Genomic DNA, 20,098 nt, shown 5'->3' with positions numbered 1-20,098 from the left:
GAATAAACAATGAAAAAACGTCATCCGTTGACCTTTTATATCCTATGTTCATGCCAGTTCTGGTGGGCGCTGTCTTTCTATAGCCTATGGGCTATCCTGCCAGTCTTCTTGGGCGACGAGCTGGGTATCGATCAGAAAACCTCGTTTGCCACCTTCGGTGCCTTTGCCGCTCTGGGCGCAGCTATGCTGTTCGTCGGTGGCTGGCTTGCCGATAAGATCCTTGGCGCCAAGCGAACACTGGTCTGGGGCTTCTTCTTCCAGGGGCTTGGTTATTTCATCATTGCCTATTCGGCGATAACAGCACAACCACACTTCGTATTTATCGGTTTAGGTACGGTCGCTGTCGGTCGTGGTATTGGTAGTGTTGCGCCTCCTACTATCATTGCCGCTTCTTATGACAAGAACGACCCACGTCTTGATGGGGCCTATACCTTGTTCTACATGGTCAACAATATAGGTGCCTTCCTTGCGCAACTGGGTGCACCAATCATGGCCTACAGCATTGGCTGGACATCCGCTTTCATTCTGTCGGCCGTGGGTATGACTGTGAACGTGGTGACTTACCTGCTACTGAACAAGAAAATCAAGCAGGCAACCGAAGCCGACAAGCGCGTGGTTCCGTTCAAGACCAACAGCCTGTTCCTGTCAGGTGCATTGCTCGCGGTTGCCGCTGCCAGCTACCTGCTAACCAACCTGCCACTGGCGCAGTTTGTTCTGGCCATCGCTGCTCTGGTTATTCTTTTCCTCATAACCAAAGAAATGAAGAAAGAAAAACCAACCAGCCGCAAGCGTATGGTTGTGGGCTTGGTATTGATGGGACAGGCACTGGCCTTCTTTATTCTCTACAACCAAATGCCAACATCGCTTAACTTCTTTGCAATCAACAATATTGTCCCTGAAGTATTCGGTATCGCTGTCAACCCGGTATCCTATCAGTCCCTGAACCCGATGTGGGTTATCTTCCTGAGTCCGATTCTTGCTCACATCTATACGACACTGGGCGAAAAAGGCAAAGACTTGTCGATGCCGGGTAAATTCGCACTGGGTATGTTGATTTGTGCGGCGGCGTTTGCCTGTGCAGGTTTCTCTCAGTACTTTGGCGACGAGAAAGGTATGCTCAATCCATTCTGGATTGCCGCTCCTCACTTCCTGTTTGCCATCGGTGAGCTGTTGATTTCGGCGCTGGGCCTATCGGCTATCGCCAAACTGTTCCCAAGCCGTATCCGTGGCTTTATCTACGGCGCATGGAACATGACACTGGCATTGGCATCCGTAGCAGGTGCTTGGGTGGCAGGCCTGTCTTCATCCGGCGAAGCTGAGATGACACCAGTAGAAAGCTTGGTATCTTACGGTAACTACTTCTACGCCCTAGCCGTTGCATCCGCTATTGTCGGTGTGGTCTGCGTTATCCTGGCTCCTCGCCTGAACAAGCTGATTGAGGCCGATCCAGAGCAGGAAGCCAAAGAAGAGCTACAAACAGCGTAAATTACACGCATAACCTTTACTTATAATTAAAGCGAGAACCCAAGGGTTCTCGCTTTTTACTGACTTGCGCTTTATCTATTCGAGCAGGGTAGCCTCCCCATAAATAAAGATATTTAAGCATTTACCTTCAAGTGTTTTTTCACTTTCTTGAGCGCCATTTGCTTCTTAAGCGGCGACAGGTAGTCAATAAACAGCTGCCCCTGGAGATGATCAATCTCATGCTGCATCGCAATCGCCAGGAAATCATCACGTTCAATCGTGATCGCATTACCATGACGATCGAGCGCTGATACCTTGACCTTGGTAAAGCGCTCAACATCGGCGTAATAGCCAGGCACTGACAGACAGCCCTCCTGACCGGCAGCGATATTCTCGCCACCTTCAACACGCGGGTTGACCAACACGAGAGGCTCATTGCGGGATTCAGAAATGTCTATTACAACAATAGCTTCTGTTCGCCCTACTTGAGTGGCTGCAAGGCCGATACCATTATCCGTGCTGTACATAGTCTCAAGCATGTCATCAATGAGTGGTTGCACGGCAGCAAAGTCTTCCACTTGTGATGCTTTGCGCTTTAATTTCTCATTTGGAACAGTCAGTATGTCTAATATTGCCATTTTGCCTCAAATTACAATGTAAGAAGGTGAACCTAAAATCTTGTGCTAAAAACTAACAACTTTATCTGATGCAAGCGTCCATGTCGCCAAATCATCCAGCGTTCCTATCTCTGCGCCTTCAATCAGCGGCAGCGCCGTTAACCCGCGAGCATCTGTACAGGTCTTGCACAGCTTTACCTCTGCCCCCTGGGCAAGCAAGATTTCAATCATCTGCTGAATGTTGTAGCCCTCTGAAGGAGCCTGCTTAACAAGGGCACAGGAAACCGAATCAGACATCAAGAAAATCTTGATGCTGATCTCTGTCTTCTCATGTTCATTAAGATTAATTGCCAGTCTCAGCGCGTTGAACGATCGCTCTGAGCCATAAGGGGCATCATTGAGAATAAAAAGTAACGTTTGTTTAGCCATATCTAGCATCGCTATGTCCTGATGAATGCTGAGGCAACCTTATGCCTGAAAGAATAATCCGCTATACTCTACGCCAAATATGCTATTACACTCATGATTTAGCTCTACTTTTCGCTTACACAGGCCCTTCAATTATGGATTTCGACGCCCTGCTCACCCTATCGGAAAATGGAAAGGTCTTTGCCAATCCCCGCCGTGTAGCTTTACTCAAGGCCGTCCAGCAAACGGGCTCTATCAGCAAGGGAGCCAAGCAGGCAGGGATCAGTTATAAAGCCGCCTATGATGCCATCAAGGATATGAATACACGTTCTGAAACCCCCTTGATCACCAGCGAAAAAGGCGGAAAAGGCGGCGGTGGTGCATCCCTGACCAATTTTGGTCAGCGTATCCTCCAAATGTATGAGTTGTTGGATACGATTCAGAACATGGGGCTCCAGGCTCTGAATGATAAAGATGCACCGCTTCATAGCCTGCTTGGTGTAATGGCAAAATTCTCGTTGCAGACCAGTGCTAGAAACCAGTTTTTCGGTACCATCAGCAGCATCGAAAACCACGCCTTGTATGATCGTGTATTTATCTCATTGCAAAATAAGCAACAGGTTATCGCAACCGTTACCCACGGCAGTACGACGCGCTTACAGCTAAGTGCCGGCAAGGATGTTGTGGCACTGGTAAAAGGGCCGTCCATTCAAGTTTGTCGCGAGCAACCTGATGATCCGCTACTGGATAACCGGCTGTACGGTACTATCGGCGATATTCAGAACGGAGACAGCACCGCGGAAATATCTGTAAGACTTGATGGCGGGGAGGAAGTATGTGCGCTTATCAACAAGAACGAGAATAGCGTTGAGCAGTTGAAACCAGGCTGTAATGCCCTCGCCTGTTTTTCTTCCTCTCAGGTTATTATCGCAACACTATGCTAGTTAAACTGAATGCAAGAACCGCGGAAAACACCGTAATTGGCCCCTTGTGACAGGCAATTCTCGAACTGCTTGAAATCCAGGTACTGGAAAATAACCAAAAGCAGTGCGGCGAATACCAGACCAACCATCGCCAGCCTTATCAGCCAGACTTTTTTCTTTTTCAGCGCAAACCACAGCAACAATGCCGATACCGGCGCAAGCAGTAGGGAAAACGGGAAGAAATTCACTGCCGAAAGTGACATATCAAGCACCATACCTCATTGAATAAGAGCAGGAGCAAATGATAAGCCTGATTCTGCTCCTAATTCAAAGCATTCAGGCGTAATTTGCATAAAATTACATAAACTTGACGTAACCATTCACGTTATGAAACGTTGTGCAATAACTATATCCCAAGAATATGAACTCTCATATTTTTTAATGTGATCCACTCCGCCATTTATTCAGAAAAAGCATATTTGTTCTGACCCAAGTCACACTTTGCTATCTTTACAGGTGCGCATCGAAACGTTTGCTTTTACATTTACAGCCATCGAAACGATTGCGTAACCGTTTCGATGTATAAAAAAACAGCAAGGAAGAATAGCCAAGGCTGGCTGACACAACGCATCACCACCATGAATTAATAAGGTGCAACCCATGAAAAAAAGCGCACTCATCAATGCTGAATTGTCTTACATCGTCGCGACCTTAGGTCATACCGACGAGATCACTATCTGTGATGCCGGACTTCCGATTCCTGATGAAACCCAACGTATCGACCTCGCACTTATTCCTGGTGTACCTGCTTTCATTGATACAGTGAAAGCCGTTCTTGGCGAAATGCAGATTGAAGGGATTGTGTTGGCAGAAGAATTCCTGCACGTAAGCCCGGACCATCACCATGCTCTGATCGAGCTTATCCGTAACGAAGAAGAGCTGTGCGGTAAGTCAATCAACATCTCCTATGTCAGCCACGAAGAATTCAAGGTCCATACCCAAAACAGCAAAGCAGTGATCCGTACCGGTGAATGTACCCCATATGCCAATGTGATCTTTCAGTCCGGCGTAGTGTTCTAAACCTCACACTTCTGCTTAGTTGCAAGGAACTGACATGAAACAGCCAATCTTAGAATTAAAAGGCATTGATAAAGCGTTTCCGGGTGTAAAGGCCCTCGACCACGCTTGCCTGAATGTCTACCCAGGCAAAGTAATGGCTTTGATGGGTGAAAACGGCGCAGGTAAGTCGACCCTAATGAAGGCACTTACCGGTATTTACGCCATGGATGCCGGTGAAATCCGCTACCTGGGCGAACAAGTTAACTTTAACGGCCCGCGCCATTCTCAGGAAGCGGGTATCAGCATCATCCACCAGGAACTCAACCTGATCCCCGAGCTGACGATCGCCGAAAACATCTTTCTTGGCCGTGAGAAAACCAATGCCTTCGGTGGTATCAAATGGTCCGAGATGTACCGCGAAGCCGATACTCTGCTCAAGCGCCTGAACGTCAAGCACAGCTCACGCCAGTTGCTGGGTGAATTGAGTCTGGGCGAACAGCAAATGGTCGAGATTGCCAAAGCGCTGTCATTCAAGTCGCAGGTTATCATCATGGATGAACCGACAGATGCCCTGACAGATACCGAGACAGAATCACTGTTCAAGGTGATTAATGAATTGCGCGAGGAAGGGTGTGGCATTGTCTATATCTCACACCGTCTGAAAGAAATCTTCGAGATCTGCGATGACATCACCGTTCTGCGTGACGGAAAGTTCATTGGCGAACGCCAGGTTGCCGATATCGATGAAGATACCATGATTGAAATGATGGTAGGCCGCCGTCTGGACGAGCAATACCCACGCATCGATGTTAAGCATGGTACCACCTGCCTCGAAGTTAAAAACCTGACAGGCTCCGGCGTTAACAACGTAAGCTTTACGTTGGATCGCGGTGAAATCCTGGGGGTCTCCGGCCTGATGGGTGCCGGTCGTACCGAGCTGATGAAAGTTATCTACGGTGCCCTTGCCCGTGAATCTGGCGACATCATTCTTGATGGAAATACCATCAACCCAGTCAGTCCACAGGATGGTCTTGCCAACGGCATCGCCTATATTTCCGAAGACCGCAAGGGCGACGGCCTGATTTTAGGGCTTTCAGTCAAAGAGAATATGTCTATCTGTTCGCTCGATCACCTGACGAAAGGCGTGCAGATCAATCACTATGATGAAGTCACAGCTGTCGAAGATTTTATTCGCCTGTTTAACATCAAGACTCCAAGCCGTAATCAGATCATTGGCAACCTCTCTGGTGGTAACCAGCAAAAAGTGGCTATTGCCAAAGGCTTAATGACCCGGCCTAAGGTTCTAATCCTCGATGAACCTACCCGTGGTGTCGATGTCGGTGCGAAGAAAGAAATATATCAGCTAATTAACCAATTCAAATCAGAAGGAATGAGCATCATCCTTGTTTCTTCAGAGATGCCAGAAGTTCTCGGTATGAGTGACCGCATTATGGTTATGCATGAAGGTAAAATCAGCGGTGAGTTTATGGCCACTGATGCCGATCAAGAAAAATTACTTGCCTGCGCTGTGGGTAAACAAATCAACGAGGTAGCAGCATGAGCACCAACGCTATGGCCAAAACACAAGAAACCGGTAGCAACAAGCTATTTAGCAAAGAATGGTTAATTGAACAAAAATCACTGATCGCGTTGGTATTTCTTATCGTGGTAGTGTCTTTCCTTAACCCTAACTTCTTTACCGTCGATAACATCCTCAATATCCTGCGCCAGACCTCGGTGAACGCGATTATCGCAGTAGGTATGACACTGGTTATTCTGACAGCCGGTATTGACCTCAGTGTCGGCTCGGTACTGGCCCTTTGTGGTGCCTTTGCCGCCACTATGATCGGCATGGAGATTCCGGTGATCATTGCAGTACCAACCGCCTTGCTGGCTGGTGCGGCACTAGGAGCAATCAGTGGCGTGATCATTGCCAAGGGTAAGGTCCAGGCCTTTATTGCAACCTTGGTGACCATGACCCTGCTACGCGGTGTCACTATGGTCTACACTGACGGTCGTCCTATTTCTACCGGTTTTACTGACGTAGCAGACAGCTTTGCCTGGTTCGGTACTGGCTATGCTATGGGTATTCCGGTTCCAATCTGGCTGATGGTTATCGTATTCGCTGCAGTCTGGTATCTACTAAACCATACTCGCTTCGGCCGCTATATCTACGCACTAGGCGGTAACGAATCAGCAACTCGTCTTTCGGGCATCAATGTAGATCGCGTCAAGATTGGCGTCTACGCAATCTGCGGCCTGTTAGCAGCCTTGGCTGGCATCATCGTCACCTCTCGTCTTTCTTCGGCACAACCAACGGCTGGTATGGGATACGAACTGGACGCAATTGCTGCTGTAGTACTGGGTGGCACCAGCCTGGCAGGTGGTAAGGGCCGTATTATGGGTACCCTGATTGGTGCTCTTATCATCGGCTTCCTAAATAACGCGCTAAACCTACTGGACGTATCGTCCTACTACCAAATGATTGCCAAAGCAGTCGTCATCTTGCTGGCCGTCTTGGTAGATAACAAAAATAAGTAACCTCTGTAGCTAGGTAAAACTAGTAACGCGGGCAGCTCCCCTGCCCGCAACCAACCCGACATATGTAGAAAGGAAAACAGAATGAAAAAGTTAGCAACTCTAATCTCTGCCGCTGTATTGTCCGCTTCATTCAGCACAACAGCTGCTGCACAAGACACTATGGCAATGGTTGTTTCAACGCTAAATAACCCATTCTTCGTCACCATGAAGGAAGGTGCAGAGGCGAAAGCACAAGAGTTAGGCTATAAGCTGATTGTTCTTGATTCTCAGAACGACCCAAGCAAAGAGCTATCTAACATCGAAGACCTTACCGTTCGCGGTGTGAAGGCCATCCTTATCAACCCAACCGATTCCGATGCAGTTTCTAACGCCATTCGCATGGCTAACCGTTCTAAGATCCCTGTCCTGACACTTGACCGTGGTGCAAGCCGTGGTGAAGTTGTTAGCCACATTGCTTCCGACAACGTTGCCGGTGGTGAAATGGCCGGTAAATACATCATGGAAAAAGTGGGTGAAAAAGCGCGCGTTATCCAGCTAGAAGGTATCGCTGGTACATCAGCTGCCCGTGAGCGTGGCCAAGGCTTCATGAATGCAGTTAAAGCAAACGGTATGGACCTGCTTGCCAGCCAGCCTGCTGACTTCGACCGTACCAAAGGTCTGAACGTTATGGAAAACATGCTAGCGGCTAACCCAGATGTTCAGGCGGTATTTGCCCAGAACGACGAAATGGCACTGGGTGCCCTGCGTGCGGTACAGGCATCAGGCAAAGACGTTCTTATCGTTGGCTTTGATGGTACAGATGACGGTATTGCAGCAGTTAAGCGTGGCAAACTAGGCGCTACAATTGCCCAACAGCCTGATATGATTGGTGCTTTGGGTGTAGAAACAGCTGACAAGATGCTTAAGGGTGAATCTGTAGAGGCAAACATTCCTGTTCCTCTAAAAGTCATTACTAAGTAATAGTTCCTACAGGAAGAGCTTAAGCCTTAATTAATACAAGCTTTTGCTCTTCCTTGTAACTAGGGCCTGCTCTTCCTCGGCTCTATCCCAAAGTGCATCGTTTAGCAGCCTCTATCCCGCAATGCTAACCCATACATTTTGGCCAGATAAAAACGGCAGTTAGTGATAAAAGGTCCCGATATGAATAAATTAGTTGTTCTTGGTAGCGTCAATGCCGACCATGTATTGCAAGTAGCCTCTTTCCCGCGTCCGGGAGAAACTCTGCATGGCCACAGCTATTGTGTTATTCCCGGCGGCAAAGGGGCTAATCAGGCAGTTGCGGCAGCGCGCCTTGGCGCAGACATCGCATTTATTGCCAGCGTGGGCGACGACAGCTTCGGTCGCGAGATGCGTGAGTCCTTCGCCAAAGAAGGCATGAACACCGAAGCAGTAATGATCGAAGAAAGTGTACCGACAGGTATCGCCATGATCCAGGTTGCCGCCACCGGCGAAAACAGTATCTGTATCTCTGCCGAGGCCAATGGTTGCCTCAGCCCGGCCCGTATTCAGCCGCACCATCACCTGATCGAAAATGCCGATACCCTGTTAATGCAGCTTGAAACGCCTATCGAAACTATTGAAGCTGCCGCCAAGGTTGCCAAGCAGTCTGGTACGCGCGTGGTTCTCAATCCAGCCCCTGCACAGCCATTATCAGATGACTTATTGCAACTTGTTGATATGATTACACCAAATGAAACTGAAGCAGAACTGCTGACCGGTGTAAAAGTCGAAGATATGGCATCGGCACAAAAGGCTGCGAATGTATTGCATACTAAAGGTATCAAGCAAGTAATGATCACTCTCGGCAGTCAGGGCGTGTGGCTAAGCCAGAATGGTGAAGGGCAACAAGTTCTGGGCTTCCGTGTTGAGGCAAAAGATACGACCGCTGCCGGTGATACATTTAATGGCGCACTGCTTACTGCTTTGCAGGAAGGGCGAGCATTAGAGCCGGCAATTCGATTTGCACATGCAGCCGCTGCAATTTCAGTTACACGTATGGGTGCTCAGACTTCCATTCCACACCGTAGAGAAGTGGAACGCTTTCTGATTGAGCACTAATTTAGTCAATCGCCTGTATAGCTTCCCATGTCACTGACCGGGGCGGCTATATAGGCTGTACCAGATATCTGGTATTGTCAGGGAGAACTCAATGGCGACAATCAAAGATGTTGCAAAGCATGCCGGGGTATCCACCTCCACAGTCAGCCACGTCCTGAATAAGACCCGTTTTGTCAGCGAGGATATTTCCGTACGGGTGCAGGCTGCTGTTAAAGAGCTTAATTACGCCCCGTCAGCCCTCGCCCGCAGCTTGAAAGTCAACCATACTCGCACGTTTGGCATGCTTGTCACGACCTCGACCAACCCGTTTTTCGGTGAAGTGGTCAAAGGCGTCGAGCGCCGCTGCTATCAGCAGGGCTATAACCTAATTCTTTGCAATACCGAAGGTGATGTCGAGCGTATGCACTCCAACCTCGACACCTTGCTGCAAAAGCGTGTCGACGGCCTGCTGTTGATGTGCAGCGAAGTAGAAGGCAAAGAGTTTGATCTGTTTACTCGCCATCAACCTGTACCGACAGTGGTGATGGACTGGGGGCCAATTGATTTTCCGAGCGATAAAATTCAGGATAACTCCCACCATGGAGGCTACCTGGCAACTCGGCACCTAATCGAGCAGGGTCACAAGAAGATTGGTTGCCTGACCGGCCCATTGGATAAGCTTCCCGCCCAGCAGCGACTGTCTGGTTTTGTACAGGCGATGGAAGAAGCCGGGCTGGAAATCAACAAAGACTGGATTGTTAGCGGTAGCTTTGAGTGTGAAGGCGGAGAAATAGCCTTTAACAAACTCTACGAGCGTGGCCCGCTTCCCACTGCGCTGTTTGTCTGTAATGACATGATGGCAATGGGGGTGATCAACACGGCACACAAAAAAGGCCTCTCTGTCCCTGAGGATCTCTCCATCGTCGGTTACGATGATATCAAGCTGGCCAAATACATCACGCCGTCTCTGACCACCATCCACCAGCCCAAACACCGACTTGGTCAGCAAGCCGTTGATACGTTGCTGGATAAGATCCAAAACAAACGCGAGAGCAATCAGGTCATTCAGCTTGAGCCGACCCTGGTAGAGCGCGACAGCGTCAAACAGCTGCAGTAGCTCACGAACGGGTAACCGACGGCAACAAGACGATAAATTCCGGACGCCTGTCCGGATTTTCCGTTTCCAGCGGTATTGAACCTACCTGAAAATAGCGGCTAAGAAGTACTCTCTGGCGTCTTGTCATTTAAGCCCTGATAGTATTCTTTCAACGTACGATTGCCGTACTGCGGTGCAACCATCTCGCGCCCCATTACCGTCAGGAAAAACTCAAACGGCCCATAAAACTTGCTGCTGGTAAACGTAGTAAGTAATTTACAAATCGCAACACGGCACCAGTCTGGAATATGGGTTATCCGGGGTGTTGTCCCCAAAGCCTCAAAGGCAATACTCGCTATCTCATTTTGTGTCAGCGTCTGCGGCCCGCCAACATTAAGCTCCTGTTCGGTTCCTGAAATCGCATTAACGCAATACTCAGCCAAATCCTCGCCATGTATCGGATTCCCTTTCAGTGAGCCGTCGCCAAACAGGTACACACGCCCTTTTTCCACCATATGAAAGATCTCAGCCATATCAGAGAAAAAACCATTCGGACGAATAACACAATACTCAAGCCCAGAAGCTTTAAGCTCATCGACGAAAGCTTCTTTGGCCTGAAAAATTTTCAGATGTTTCAGTTTTTCTCCATTCAGGGCGGAAACATAAATAAACTTCCCTACCCCGCTCAGCCTAGCCTGCTGTAATAAATTCTTATTGGCCTGATAGTCAACATCCATATAGGTCAGGCCGTCTTTTTGCCTGGTGATACCAACCGTTGAGATAACAACACCTACACCGTCACAACAGCCCGCCAATGAGTCTGGGTTTGTCACCTCAGCCTCTATGATCTCGAAATGTGCTTTCTCGAAAGCGGTAAGCTTTGCTGAATTTCTAACGGCTACAGTGACCCGATAACCTCTGCTCTGCAGCTCGTGGGCGATATAGCGCCCCAGATAGCCCGTTGCTCCTGCTACAAGTACCTTTTTCATTCTAGCTCCCCCCTACACCCTCGCCAAAACACTTTAATAGACCATGTGGACCATTAAACTATCACCCCGCCCCAACAACATCAACATATTTTAGACCAACCGGACCAAAAAGACATTCAGCACAAGATAACAACCAACATAGGTACAAAACGACGGGTGACTTTAATTAGATGGTCAGGAATGGTGAAAAAGACAGCTACAGTACGTAAATCACATTTTGGGAAGGGAGACTGGGTGACGATAGGTGCCAGGTACAAATAACTTACAAAGAGAGGCTATTGAAAGCTGAAGTGAGTATGTTGCCGCAGAGCGGGTTGGACTCACCAGATACAAAAAATGCTGGCCTTGGCCAGCATTTTGTCATTTAAAGAATAATCTTTAAATTACAGCTTAACTACGTTAGCTGCCTGAAGACCTTTCTGGCCTTGCTCAGTTTCGAAAGAAACTTTCTGACCTTCAGCAAGAGTCTTGAAACCTTCAGAAGCGATAGCACGGAAGTGAACGAATACGTCAGCGCCGCCGTTGTCCTGAGTGATGAAACCGAAACCTTTCTCTTCGTTGAACCACTTAACGGTACCAGTAGATTTAGACATGATTATATCCTAATTTTTTAACAAATAATTCGCATAATGCGTGTATAGCCGGGAAAAGAATTACTTATGTGAGGAATAATTATGAATGGAAACTTCATGAAACTAGCTGGTAAGCAGGTGTAGAGAAGCGTTCTAAAAGCATAATTTGTATTTCATATAAATAGGTCTGATTACAGGCCGGGGTTTATACTACCAGCATTTAACGCTTTGTATAGTGTTTTTATCATTTATTTCATGCTTTGTTTAGCTCCTGTTCAGTCACTTAGCGCAAAACAGATAACTTCCCCAACACCCTAAGCTCTCTGTCTGTTTTACTACCTTAATTATCAGTATTAGCTGTAGAGAGGCCCCCTCTTATAGCCAGCCCCAATGATGAAATGGGAAGCGGTACGCGTAAAACGACTAAACTGTGGCTCATACCAAAAAGCCACCGGGTATTTACCCAGTGGCTACTGTTAACAGCACGAGAATTAAATTACCAACCCGCCATCAATCTTCAATGTCTGGCCCGTGATAAACGAGGAACGATCACTGGCAAGGAACAAGGCACCTTCGGCAATATCTTCAGGTGTCCCCATGCGCTGCAACGGCGTTTTCTTCTTCATGTAATCCAGTATCTTTTCAGGTAAATCAACAGTCATCGGGGTTTCGATAAAGCCGGGAGCAATACAGTTGGCACGAACCTTCGCCCCTTTGCGGGCAAACTCTTTCGACCAGCCTTTAGTCATGGCTATCACGCCGCCTTTGGTGGCCGCATAGTTACTCTGTCCGACATTACCGTCTGTCCCCACAACAGAAGACATGCTAATAATCGAACCAGCCCCAACTTCCATCATGACAGGTGCAACAGCCTGGGTCATATTGAAAACACCTTTGAGGTTAACGTCTGATACTAGATCCCAGTCATCCTCAGTCATTTTATCAATCAAATTATCACGAGTAATACCCGCGTTATTTACCAATACATCTATATGACCAAACTCTGCTTTCACTTTCTCGACAAAGTTGGCAATGCTCGAACGGTCACACACATTTAGCTCAACAGCACGTACATTTGTATACTGAGACTCAAGTTCTGCCATAACCGCGGCATTCATATCGCAAGCGAATACCATCTTTGCATCGTTAGACGCAAAGGTTTCAACAATACAACGCCCAATTCCTTGCGCACCACCGGTAACAACGCAGATCTTATCTTTTAACATCATTTCCCTCATCCTTAATACCAATAACAGGTATGAATACAAAAAATGGTTCCAATTAGCGTGCTGGGAAACACAATCACCACTAATTCACTTCATGTCTACATATCTTAGATGAATGATGAAAAATTATTACCAACATTGTTGCAATTCACATTTGCGAATAAAGGAAATAACCCTGTAATCTTTGTGTCATCTCTATTTCATTGGTTTCCAATGGCGTAGTTTGCTATAAATTGTATGTGGCTAATTATTAATCAGGAAAGGAAATGTTAGACAAGGTTGTCTTTTTTCTTCATGTGATACGTTCAGGCTCCATCAGCGAAGCGGCCAAAAAAAATGGAATCTCTGCATCTGCTGCCAGTCGCTGGTTAAACGAACTTGAAGAGAATATGGGAGTAAGCTTATTAAAGCGCACGACAAGAAAAATAAGCCCGACACAGGCAGGTCAGCGTCTTTATGATCGCTTCAGTCTTATTCATACTGAAATTGATGATGTTTTCAATGAAGTCCAAAACTTGAGCAACGGCGATAAGGGGACGATCAAAATTGCAAGTACTCCTTTGTTTGCCAAGCACTATCTGAGCCAAATCATCGGTGAATACCTGCAGGAACATCCGTCCGTTAACTTTGTCGTGCTCGAAACCGCTTTTGAAGTTGATCACGTCCATGATGTCGACTTTGCAATACGAGCCAATGCGACCTATCGCGGCTTTCAGGACAAGGACAGTTTGCTGGTTAAGCGTTCCTTGTTGCGTGAGCCATTGACGGCCTGCTGCTCACCGGAATATATCAAGCAATTTGGCGAGCCGACTGTACCCAATGATCTTACCCAGCACTTGTGCCTGTACGCGACTACTCTGGTTGGGGGTAACAAGTGGATCTTTGAACAAGACGGTGAATATAACTCAGTCGAAATATCTCAGACCGTTGAAGCCGATGATAGCGAAGTATTAAGAAATATTGCCCTGGCCCATGGTGGTATCGCCTATTTGCCCTATAGCCTGATAGGTTCAGAAATAGCGAAAGGCAATTTGGTTCCCGTATTAAAAAACTATGTCAGTAGTGAGTTTGAACTGAACCTTTACTTCAAACCAAGAAAATATATGCCAGCACGCTGTGCGAACTTTAAGGATTACCTTATCCAACGAGTCGGTGAAATTGAAAAGGAAAAAAAATGGAGTGCTTATAGACATACCCAGCAACCCACTTTGGTAGCTGAATAGGGGTAGGATAATAAACACTCCCTAATGCGTTAGGTACAACTTGACGCCACTAGCGCCAGCAAATGCTCGGCGCAAGATGCTGCTAACTTTTCAACCGTTGCTGAGTTATATATCAATTCCCCATACTCCCAGGTAAATACCAGCTTTTCCTCTGCAAATGAAACAGTACACGACAGCTTGTGCATTGCCTCCCTTTCCTGGCCAATCATTTCATCGTAACGGACAAGCTTAATAAGACGATGATCCAATACACCTTGATCAATCGATAAGGTTTCCGGAATAAAGTTAATATCAATTTCAGGTTGAATCAGCCCTGCAATGCTGCCCTCGGACTGCGTGTCTCGATTATACTTAAGCTCGCTAAACCCTTTGCCAAATTGCTTACACGCCATTACCTGCTCACGAACTGATTGTACAAACTCCACACCCGTTTTAGCCGGATCTGGCGTGACAAAAATTGGCAGGTAGTCATTTAGCCAGCCTACCGTGTCCGATAAATCCAAGTTGTCGAAATGTTCTCTCCCGACCAGCACTTCCTCAAAACAAACTTGCCCTCCGTTACACCACTCGGAGAGTCCCTTGGTAATTGCCGTAATCGCAAAGAAGTACTCATTAAGCTCGTAAGAGGCCGCCCGTTTCTTGAGTCTTCTGCTTGCCTCTCTGGACAGCACATACTCAAGCTCCCTGCGGGTCCCTATATTGTTTGCCTGATGGCTAAATGGGTAGTCAGTTGGCAAGGGTACAACCTGCTGCTCAAGCTTTGCCCGCCAAAATTGCAGACTATCGCTGGCTTCATTACTGCTTAACCAGCGAGAACTTTCTTCCACCCAATCACCGAAGCTTGAACCTGCCCGACCCAAGGCGGGCGCTTGACCTTGTGTAATGCGCTCAAGGGTAGTTATCAGGTCACGGAAGAAAATGCCCAATGAATAGCGATCCATCGTCAAATGATGAATAACAACATAAAGCTGATCCTGCCTGTCCGCTCCGCGGTCGCAATACAGAAAGCGAAGCAATGACTGAGAAAAGTCGAGGCCATGCCGACATTGCGCCAACACGCTTTCAAATTCTTCCTCTGACATAGCCGCGCAATCTAAATAATCGAAACATTCAAAGCGAGCACTTGGTCTTACCCTTTCGAGCCTATTATCACCATCATCGATAATATTGATCCTCAAGCCTTGATGATGATTCACAACCGCTTCTACCACCTGTTGTATCTGCTGGCTATAGTTCTCATTACCACTAAACTCAAACAGTGCACACGGCCCCCAGCACTCTAGCTCCTTCGTTCGCTGGAAATACCACTGGCGGTTTCCAGGCAACTTATAGCCTTCGCTCAACCGGGTATTCGCTTCATCGATTACAGGCATAGGCGCATCAACTGATTTCGCATGCTCGATAACATCAATCAGTGCCTTTTCTAGGGCTTGAACAAAAATCTCTCCCTGTCCATCAGCCAAGCCAGACTCTATCCTGAACTCGAGGACACCATCACTTATCACACTGTTGATATCCAGCAAGGCTGGTTTACAATTCAGTTTGGCAATTGTCTGGCCGCAGCCTTCCGAGCGGATAGTCCATCCGGCGTTCCCGGTATCACTCTGACGATTATTGAACTGACCAAAGTAGTTAAAGCTGATGTCAGGCAGTGGGCCGCCGAGGTCTTTGCCACTCTGCCACAGAGCGCCGTAGCCAACGCCTTTATTCGGGATCGCTCTTAGCATCTGCTTGATCCCAATAATCGTTGCCCCAATATCGCCTTTGTCCTTCAGGCGTACAGGATAGAGGGTCGTAAACCACCCTACCGTTCTACTCACATCAAAAGAGGTATCAGCCCCTTCCCGACCATGAGCTTCAAGGACAATGTGACAGACAGGAGTATTGAAAATATGGTTCAGCGCTATCGCCAACGCACTCAATAAGAGATCATTGATTTCTGTCTTATAGCCGGAGTTTGCCTCTCTCAGCAGCGATGCCGTCATACCTTCAGACAATGACAACCTGTATTGGTTGAGTTCATTGGAGGCTGTTCTGACCACCAGATCATCCAACACTGACTGCCAATAGTTAACCTCATCCTTATGACAAGTCGCGTAATCGGCTATCTCTGCCACCCACTGGCGATAGCTACTTGTTTTATCTCCAAGCTGCCCTCCGCTTAACATATACCGAATATCATCAACCAGAATACGCCAAGACACCGCATCAATAATGAGATGGTGGAAGGCAAACCATAACCGATTTACTCCATCACTGTATCCGGTTAAATGAGCAACCTGCCATAACGGCCCTGTCGAGTAATTCAGCTTGCTTTGAATAGAAGTTAGCTTATCTTCTAACTCATCATCACTCAGCGATGATGTATCTAATTTGAAAGGCGTCACCGCCACCTCGGACACCGACAAAAAGACTTGCCGATAGGTTCCATCGGTACCTTGATTAAAGCGGCATCGCAACACATCATGCTGGGCAATTAACCTCTCGATCACTTGAGCGAGAACTGTCCCCTCAATCGCAGTCGGAATATCAACGATAAATGCCTGATTCCAGTGATGTGGTCGGGCAAGCGATTTGTCAAAAAACTGCTGCTGAATAGGCAGCAGGCCAAACTCGCCCACAAGCTCACCCTGCTCCGTGATCACCTCTCTCTCAACATCGCTTCGACAGATCCTCACGGCAAGCTGGGCGATGGTTGGTGCATCAAAAATATCCTTCGTGGTTACGCGTAATCCTTCCCGACGGATCACTGAAACCAGCTCGATAGCGATAATCGAATCTCCACCGATATGAAAGAAATTGTCCCGTATACCTATTTTTTCTATCCCTAACACTTGCTGGAAGATTCTGCATAACTGATCTTCCAGCATAGAGCGGGGAGCCAGATAACTGCCCTTATCGATAAACTCAGGCTCTGGTAAACGTTGCCTATCAAGCTTACCGTTTTGAGTAAGCGGAATTGCATCAATAACAGAGAAAGTGGCCGGTATCATATAGTCGGGAAGTACAGTGGCCAACGTAACTTGCAGCTCAACAGCGTTCTGTAAACACGAAGGTTCAAAGACCAAATAGGCCGCCAGATATTTGTGTCCGTCACGTTCACGGTCGATAACCACCGCCTGCGTGATCTCAGGCAAGGCGACCAGAGCCGCCTCAACTTCTCCCAGCTCAATACGATATCCTCGGATCTTCACCTGAAAATCATTTCGCCCCAGATACGCAAGATTGCCGTCAGACAGCCTGCGAACCAGATCGCCCGATTTGTAGATCCGATCATAACCCAAACGGCGTTCCTGCCCGGTTGCGTATGGATTCTCGACAAACCGCTCGGCCGTTAACGCCGGCCGGTTCAGGTAACCTCTGGCTACACCGGCTCCGCCGACATAGAGCTCGCCCGGCGTACCCGGCGGGACGGGCTGCAAGTTGTCGTCAAGGACATAACAACGCATGTCCAGGAGCGGGCGGCCAATATGTGATACCCCGTGGACATCGCTTAAACGCAATGGTTTATAGGTAACATGAACTGTCGTTTCGGTAATACCATACATATTGACGAGCTGTGGGTGCTTGTCGCCGTATTGCTGCCACCACGGGACTAACTGTGCAAGGTTGAGCTTATCTCCGCCAAAAATCACATACCGCAGTTGTGGCCATAGTAAGCTAGACCGCGTTACCTGCCCGGCAAACGAGTAAAAAGCAGCTGGCGTCTGGTTAAGAACCGACACCTGATACTGCGCACAGGCCTCAATAAAAGCCGGTAAATCGCGAACCATACCTGCCGTCGGAATGAACAAGGCACCACCGTTTAATAACGCTCCCCATAGTTCCCAAACGCTGAAGTCAAACGTGTAAGCATGATATAAAACCCAGACATCATCAGCATTGAACTGGTAGTCATTCCTTGTTGCTTCAAACAAGCGCATAACATTCTGGTGGGTTTGCAACACGCCTTTTGGCTGCCCTGAAGTCCCAGAGGTATAAATTACGTAAGCAAGATGAGAGCTATTGACCTTAGAAGATAAATTATCATCGGAAAATTCACAGCCAGTGACGTCATCAACCGCAATCAGCAGCGGCGGGTGATTAAGCGAAGAAATGATACCATCCAGTCTGCCAAACTGGATTCGTTGGGTTAGCACCAGGGCGGTCCGGGCATCTTCGAGCATGAACTGGGTACGCTCAACCGGCGCTTTAGGGTCGATTGGCAAATAGGCACCGCCGGCCTTGAGCACAGCCAGTATACTCACTACCATGTCGATACTGCGCTCAATGCAAAGGCCTATCAAGGTATCGGGTGATAGTGGTTCGCCTGCTGCTTGATACGTATCTCTGATCCGTCTTGCCAACTGATTGGCTTTTTTATTCAGCTCATCATATGAAAGACGCTCCCCCTCGACAATCAAAGCTGTATTCATTGGCGTCGCCTTCGCATGACACTCGACAAGTTGGTGCAGACAGTAATACTGATGCAATGCCCCCGTTACCAGCGGCTGTTTGTTAAGCTCAAACTCAATATCAGAATTGAGTAGCAAGGGGATATCTTCAACCCTGACATTTTCGTCAGCCACGACGACTTTAAGCATGTTGATCACTCTAGAGATAAACTGGGCTATCTCCTGATGATCAAAACATTGGTTGAGGTAGTTAACTCTTAGGGCAAGCTTATGATTACTCTGGAAATCTATTAACCGAATTTGCAGTGGCTGAATATCATACCGGCTACTTATCGAAATAATATCCATCGAGTGGTCAGTATCAGGGATGGGAACCGCGCCGTGAGGGACATTGCTGCCCTGAGGGCTATTTTCAAACTTTTCATATAGCACATGAATGTCTGACAGGTGTCCGCCTTCATTATCTGACAGGCGGGCTATATGGCTAGCCGGGAAACGACTGTGGCGAAAGCTTTTAGTCAGTTGTCCGGCGACCTGACGGGCATAGTCGTTAAAACGCTCGCCCGGTAAAATATTGCAAACCATCGGAATAATATTCGAAAACATCCCAATTACTTGCTGACTCTTTTTATTGGTACGGCCATGGACTGCGGTGCCCAACACGACATCTTCTTTTCCGAGAGTTCGCCCGAAATAAATACTCACAACGCCAGTTAGCAAAGCCAGCAGGCTAATGCCCTGATCCTCACAATAGTGCTCCAGATGACGGGACAGGCAGGCAGCCAATTCACAGCGAGACTCACCGCTACCCGCTTCTTGATAATACCGGGGAAGGCGAGTCACTTCGTTGCTATCTAACAATCGCTGCCAGTATTCCTTGCTCCTTTGATAGCGTGAAGAGTCCAGAAACTCCCGCATATTACTGACTTGCTCACGATATTGAGGCAGATAGTCCAGCCACAAAAGCGACTTATCGTGACGAAGACAATCGTACACCTGGTGGAACCGCTCAAACAAGCGGTAGACACCTAGCCCGTCGATAAAGAGATGATGAAACCGCAAGACTAAGTAGTATCTCTTTTCTTCAACTTTCAATAAGGCAACTTGATGTCTTTCACCATTAATAACATCCATAGGCGTGTCGAACTGCTCACGGACCCAGTGTACGGCACAATCATGTGGTGATAACGATTCCGAAAAATCATAGTACTCCACAGCAACACGGTCTGACGAAGAGTCTAGGATATATTGGCGGGGTAAGTGATCATCGCTTGAAGTCAATGAATACCTCAGCGCATCTACTTTCTCATAGAGATAATGCCATGCCTGACGCATTGTTTTAAGGTCATAGGCGTTTTCTATGACCTGATATCCACCGATATTGTACATTGGGTTATCAGGATGAAGTTGCTGATCAAAATAAACCGTCTCTTGAGCTGGATGCAAAAGAAAGACATCACCATCAAGGTGATGTTCATTGATATTGGATAATTCCGACTTACTCACGTCAACTCCCTTTATTACCTTTACCGGAAATTAACTATTAACG

General features: G+C 47.6%; 16 protein-coding genes. 9 read left to right on the top strand and 7 right to left on the bottom strand.

What is annotated here, in order from left to right:
* Positions 1–9 precede the first annotated feature (9 nt).
* Positions 10–1,485, top strand: coding sequence for an oligopeptide:H+ symporter (locus EIZ48_RS21215; protein WP_160655983.1), 1,476 nt, complete (start codon positions 10–12; stop codon positions 1,483–1,485).
* Positions 1,486–1,598: 113 nt separating this feature from the next.
* Here the strand turns inward: EIZ48_RS21215 and def are convergent, their stop codons facing one another.
* Together def and EIZ48_RS21205 are read right to left on the bottom strand one after the other, a co-directional pair.
* Complete coding sequence (gene def, locus EIZ48_RS21210; RefSeq protein ID WP_160655980.1) at positions 1,599–2,102, bottom strand: peptide deformylase; 504 nt, start codon at positions 2,100–2,102, stop codon at positions 1,599–1,601.
* Between the two features lie 45 nt (positions 2,103–2,147).
* Complete coding sequence (locus EIZ48_RS21205) at positions 2,148–2,519, bottom strand: DsrE/DsrF/TusD sulfur relay family protein (RefSeq protein WP_369127485.1); 372 nt, start codon at positions 2,517–2,519, stop codon at positions 2,148–2,150.
* A gap of 125 nt (positions 2,520–2,644) precedes the next feature.
* On the opposite strand from EIZ48_RS21205, the gene EIZ48_RS21200 reads away from it, so the two are divergent.
* Complete coding sequence (locus EIZ48_RS21200; protein WP_192928674.1) at positions 2,645–3,433, top strand: TOBE domain-containing protein; 789 nt, start codon at positions 2,645–2,647, stop codon at positions 3,431–3,433.
* Here the strand turns inward: EIZ48_RS21200 and EIZ48_RS21195 are convergent.
* Entirely contained in the window at positions 3,430–3,675 is a 246-nt protein-coding gene (locus tag EIZ48_RS21195; protein WP_160655977.1) for a hypothetical protein, read from the bottom strand. The genes EIZ48_RS21200 and EIZ48_RS21195 overlap by 4 nt on opposite strands.
* A 397-nt stretch (positions 3,676–4,072) precedes the next feature.
* Here EIZ48_RS21195 and rbsD point away from each other — a divergent pair, with 397 nt between their 5' ends.
* The 6 genes from rbsD (at position 4,073) to EIZ48_RS21165 (ending at position 10,166) form a co-directional block, all read left to right on the top strand.
* Positions 4,073–4,492 carry a D-ribose pyranase gene (gene rbsD, locus EIZ48_RS21190; protein ID WP_160655974.1) on the top strand — a complete coding sequence of 140 codons (420 nt, stop codon included), beginning with the start codon at positions 4,073–4,075 and terminating at the stop codon, positions 4,490–4,492.
* A 34-nt stretch (positions 4,493–4,526) separates the two neighbouring features.
* Entirely contained in the window at positions 4,527–6,032 is a 1,506-nt protein-coding gene (rbsA, locus tag EIZ48_RS21185; protein ID WP_160655971.1) for a ribose ABC transporter ATP-binding protein RbsA, read from the top strand.
* Complete coding sequence (gene rbsC / locus EIZ48_RS21180; RefSeq protein ID WP_075766126.1) at positions 6,029–7,012, top strand: ribose ABC transporter permease; 984 nt, start codon at positions 6,029–6,031, stop codon at positions 7,010–7,012. The genes rbsA and rbsC overlap by 4 nt, the downstream gene beginning before the upstream one ends.
* A gap of 81 nt (positions 7,013–7,093) precedes the next feature.
* On the top strand, positions 7,094–7,972 hold the full coding sequence (gene rbsB, locus EIZ48_RS21175) for a ribose ABC transporter substrate-binding protein RbsB (RefSeq protein WP_075766128.1): 879 nt from the start codon (positions 7,094–7,096) through the stop codon (positions 7,970–7,972).
* 180 nt (positions 7,973–8,152) lie between these two features.
* On the top strand, positions 8,153–9,070 hold the full coding sequence (gene rbsK, locus EIZ48_RS21170) for a ribokinase (RefSeq protein ID WP_160655968.1): 918 nt from the start codon (positions 8,153–8,155) through the stop codon (positions 9,068–9,070).
* Between the two features lie 91 nt (positions 9,071–9,161).
* Positions 9,162–10,166, top strand: coding sequence for a substrate-binding domain-containing protein (locus EIZ48_RS21165; protein WP_160655965.1), 1,005 nt, complete (start codon positions 9,162–9,164; stop codon positions 10,164–10,166).
* Positions 10,167–10,264: 98 nt separating this feature from the next.
* Here the strand turns inward: EIZ48_RS21165 and EIZ48_RS21160 are convergent, their stop codons facing one another.
* From EIZ48_RS21160 to fabG, 3 genes are all read right to left on the bottom strand, one after another.
* Complete coding sequence (locus EIZ48_RS21160; RefSeq protein WP_160655960.1) at positions 10,265–11,134, bottom strand: SDR family oxidoreductase; 870 nt, start codon at positions 11,132–11,134, stop codon at positions 10,265–10,267.
* A 383-nt stretch (positions 11,135–11,517) separates the two neighbouring features.
* Positions 11,518–11,727: a transcription antiterminator/RNA stability regulator CspE gene (gene cspE, locus EIZ48_RS21155; RefSeq protein WP_075766136.1), complete on the bottom strand. Its 210-nt coding sequence runs from the start codon at positions 11,725–11,727 to the stop codon at positions 11,518–11,520.
* Between the two features lie 470 nt (positions 11,728–12,197).
* On the bottom strand, positions 12,198–12,932 hold the full coding sequence (fabG, locus tag EIZ48_RS21150) for a 3-oxoacyl-ACP reductase FabG (RefSeq protein WP_160656124.1): 735 nt from the start codon (positions 12,930–12,932) through the stop codon (positions 12,198–12,200).
* Between the two features lie 266 nt (positions 12,933–13,198).
* Here fabG and EIZ48_RS21145 point away from each other — a divergent pair, with 266 nt between their 5' ends.
* Entirely contained in the window at positions 13,199–14,155 is a 957-nt protein-coding gene (locus EIZ48_RS21145; protein WP_160655957.1) for a LysR family transcriptional regulator, read from the top strand.
* 29 nt (positions 14,156–14,184) lie between these two features.
* Here EIZ48_RS21145 and EIZ48_RS21140 read toward each other — a convergent pair whose 3' ends face one another.
* Positions 14,185–20,055, bottom strand: a complete 5,871-nt coding sequence (locus EIZ48_RS21140) for a non-ribosomal peptide synthetase (protein WP_160655954.1) — start codon at positions 20,053–20,055, stop codon at positions 14,185–14,187.
* Positions 20,056–20,098: the final 43 nt, after the last annotated feature.

It is taken from the genome of Photobacterium alginatilyticum (genome assembly GCF_009910675.1).
Classification (GTDB): domain Bacteria; phylum Pseudomonadota; class Gammaproteobacteria; order Enterobacterales; family Vibrionaceae; genus Photobacterium; species Photobacterium alginatilyticum.
This window is presented reverse-complemented; position numbering and strand designations above follow the sequence as displayed.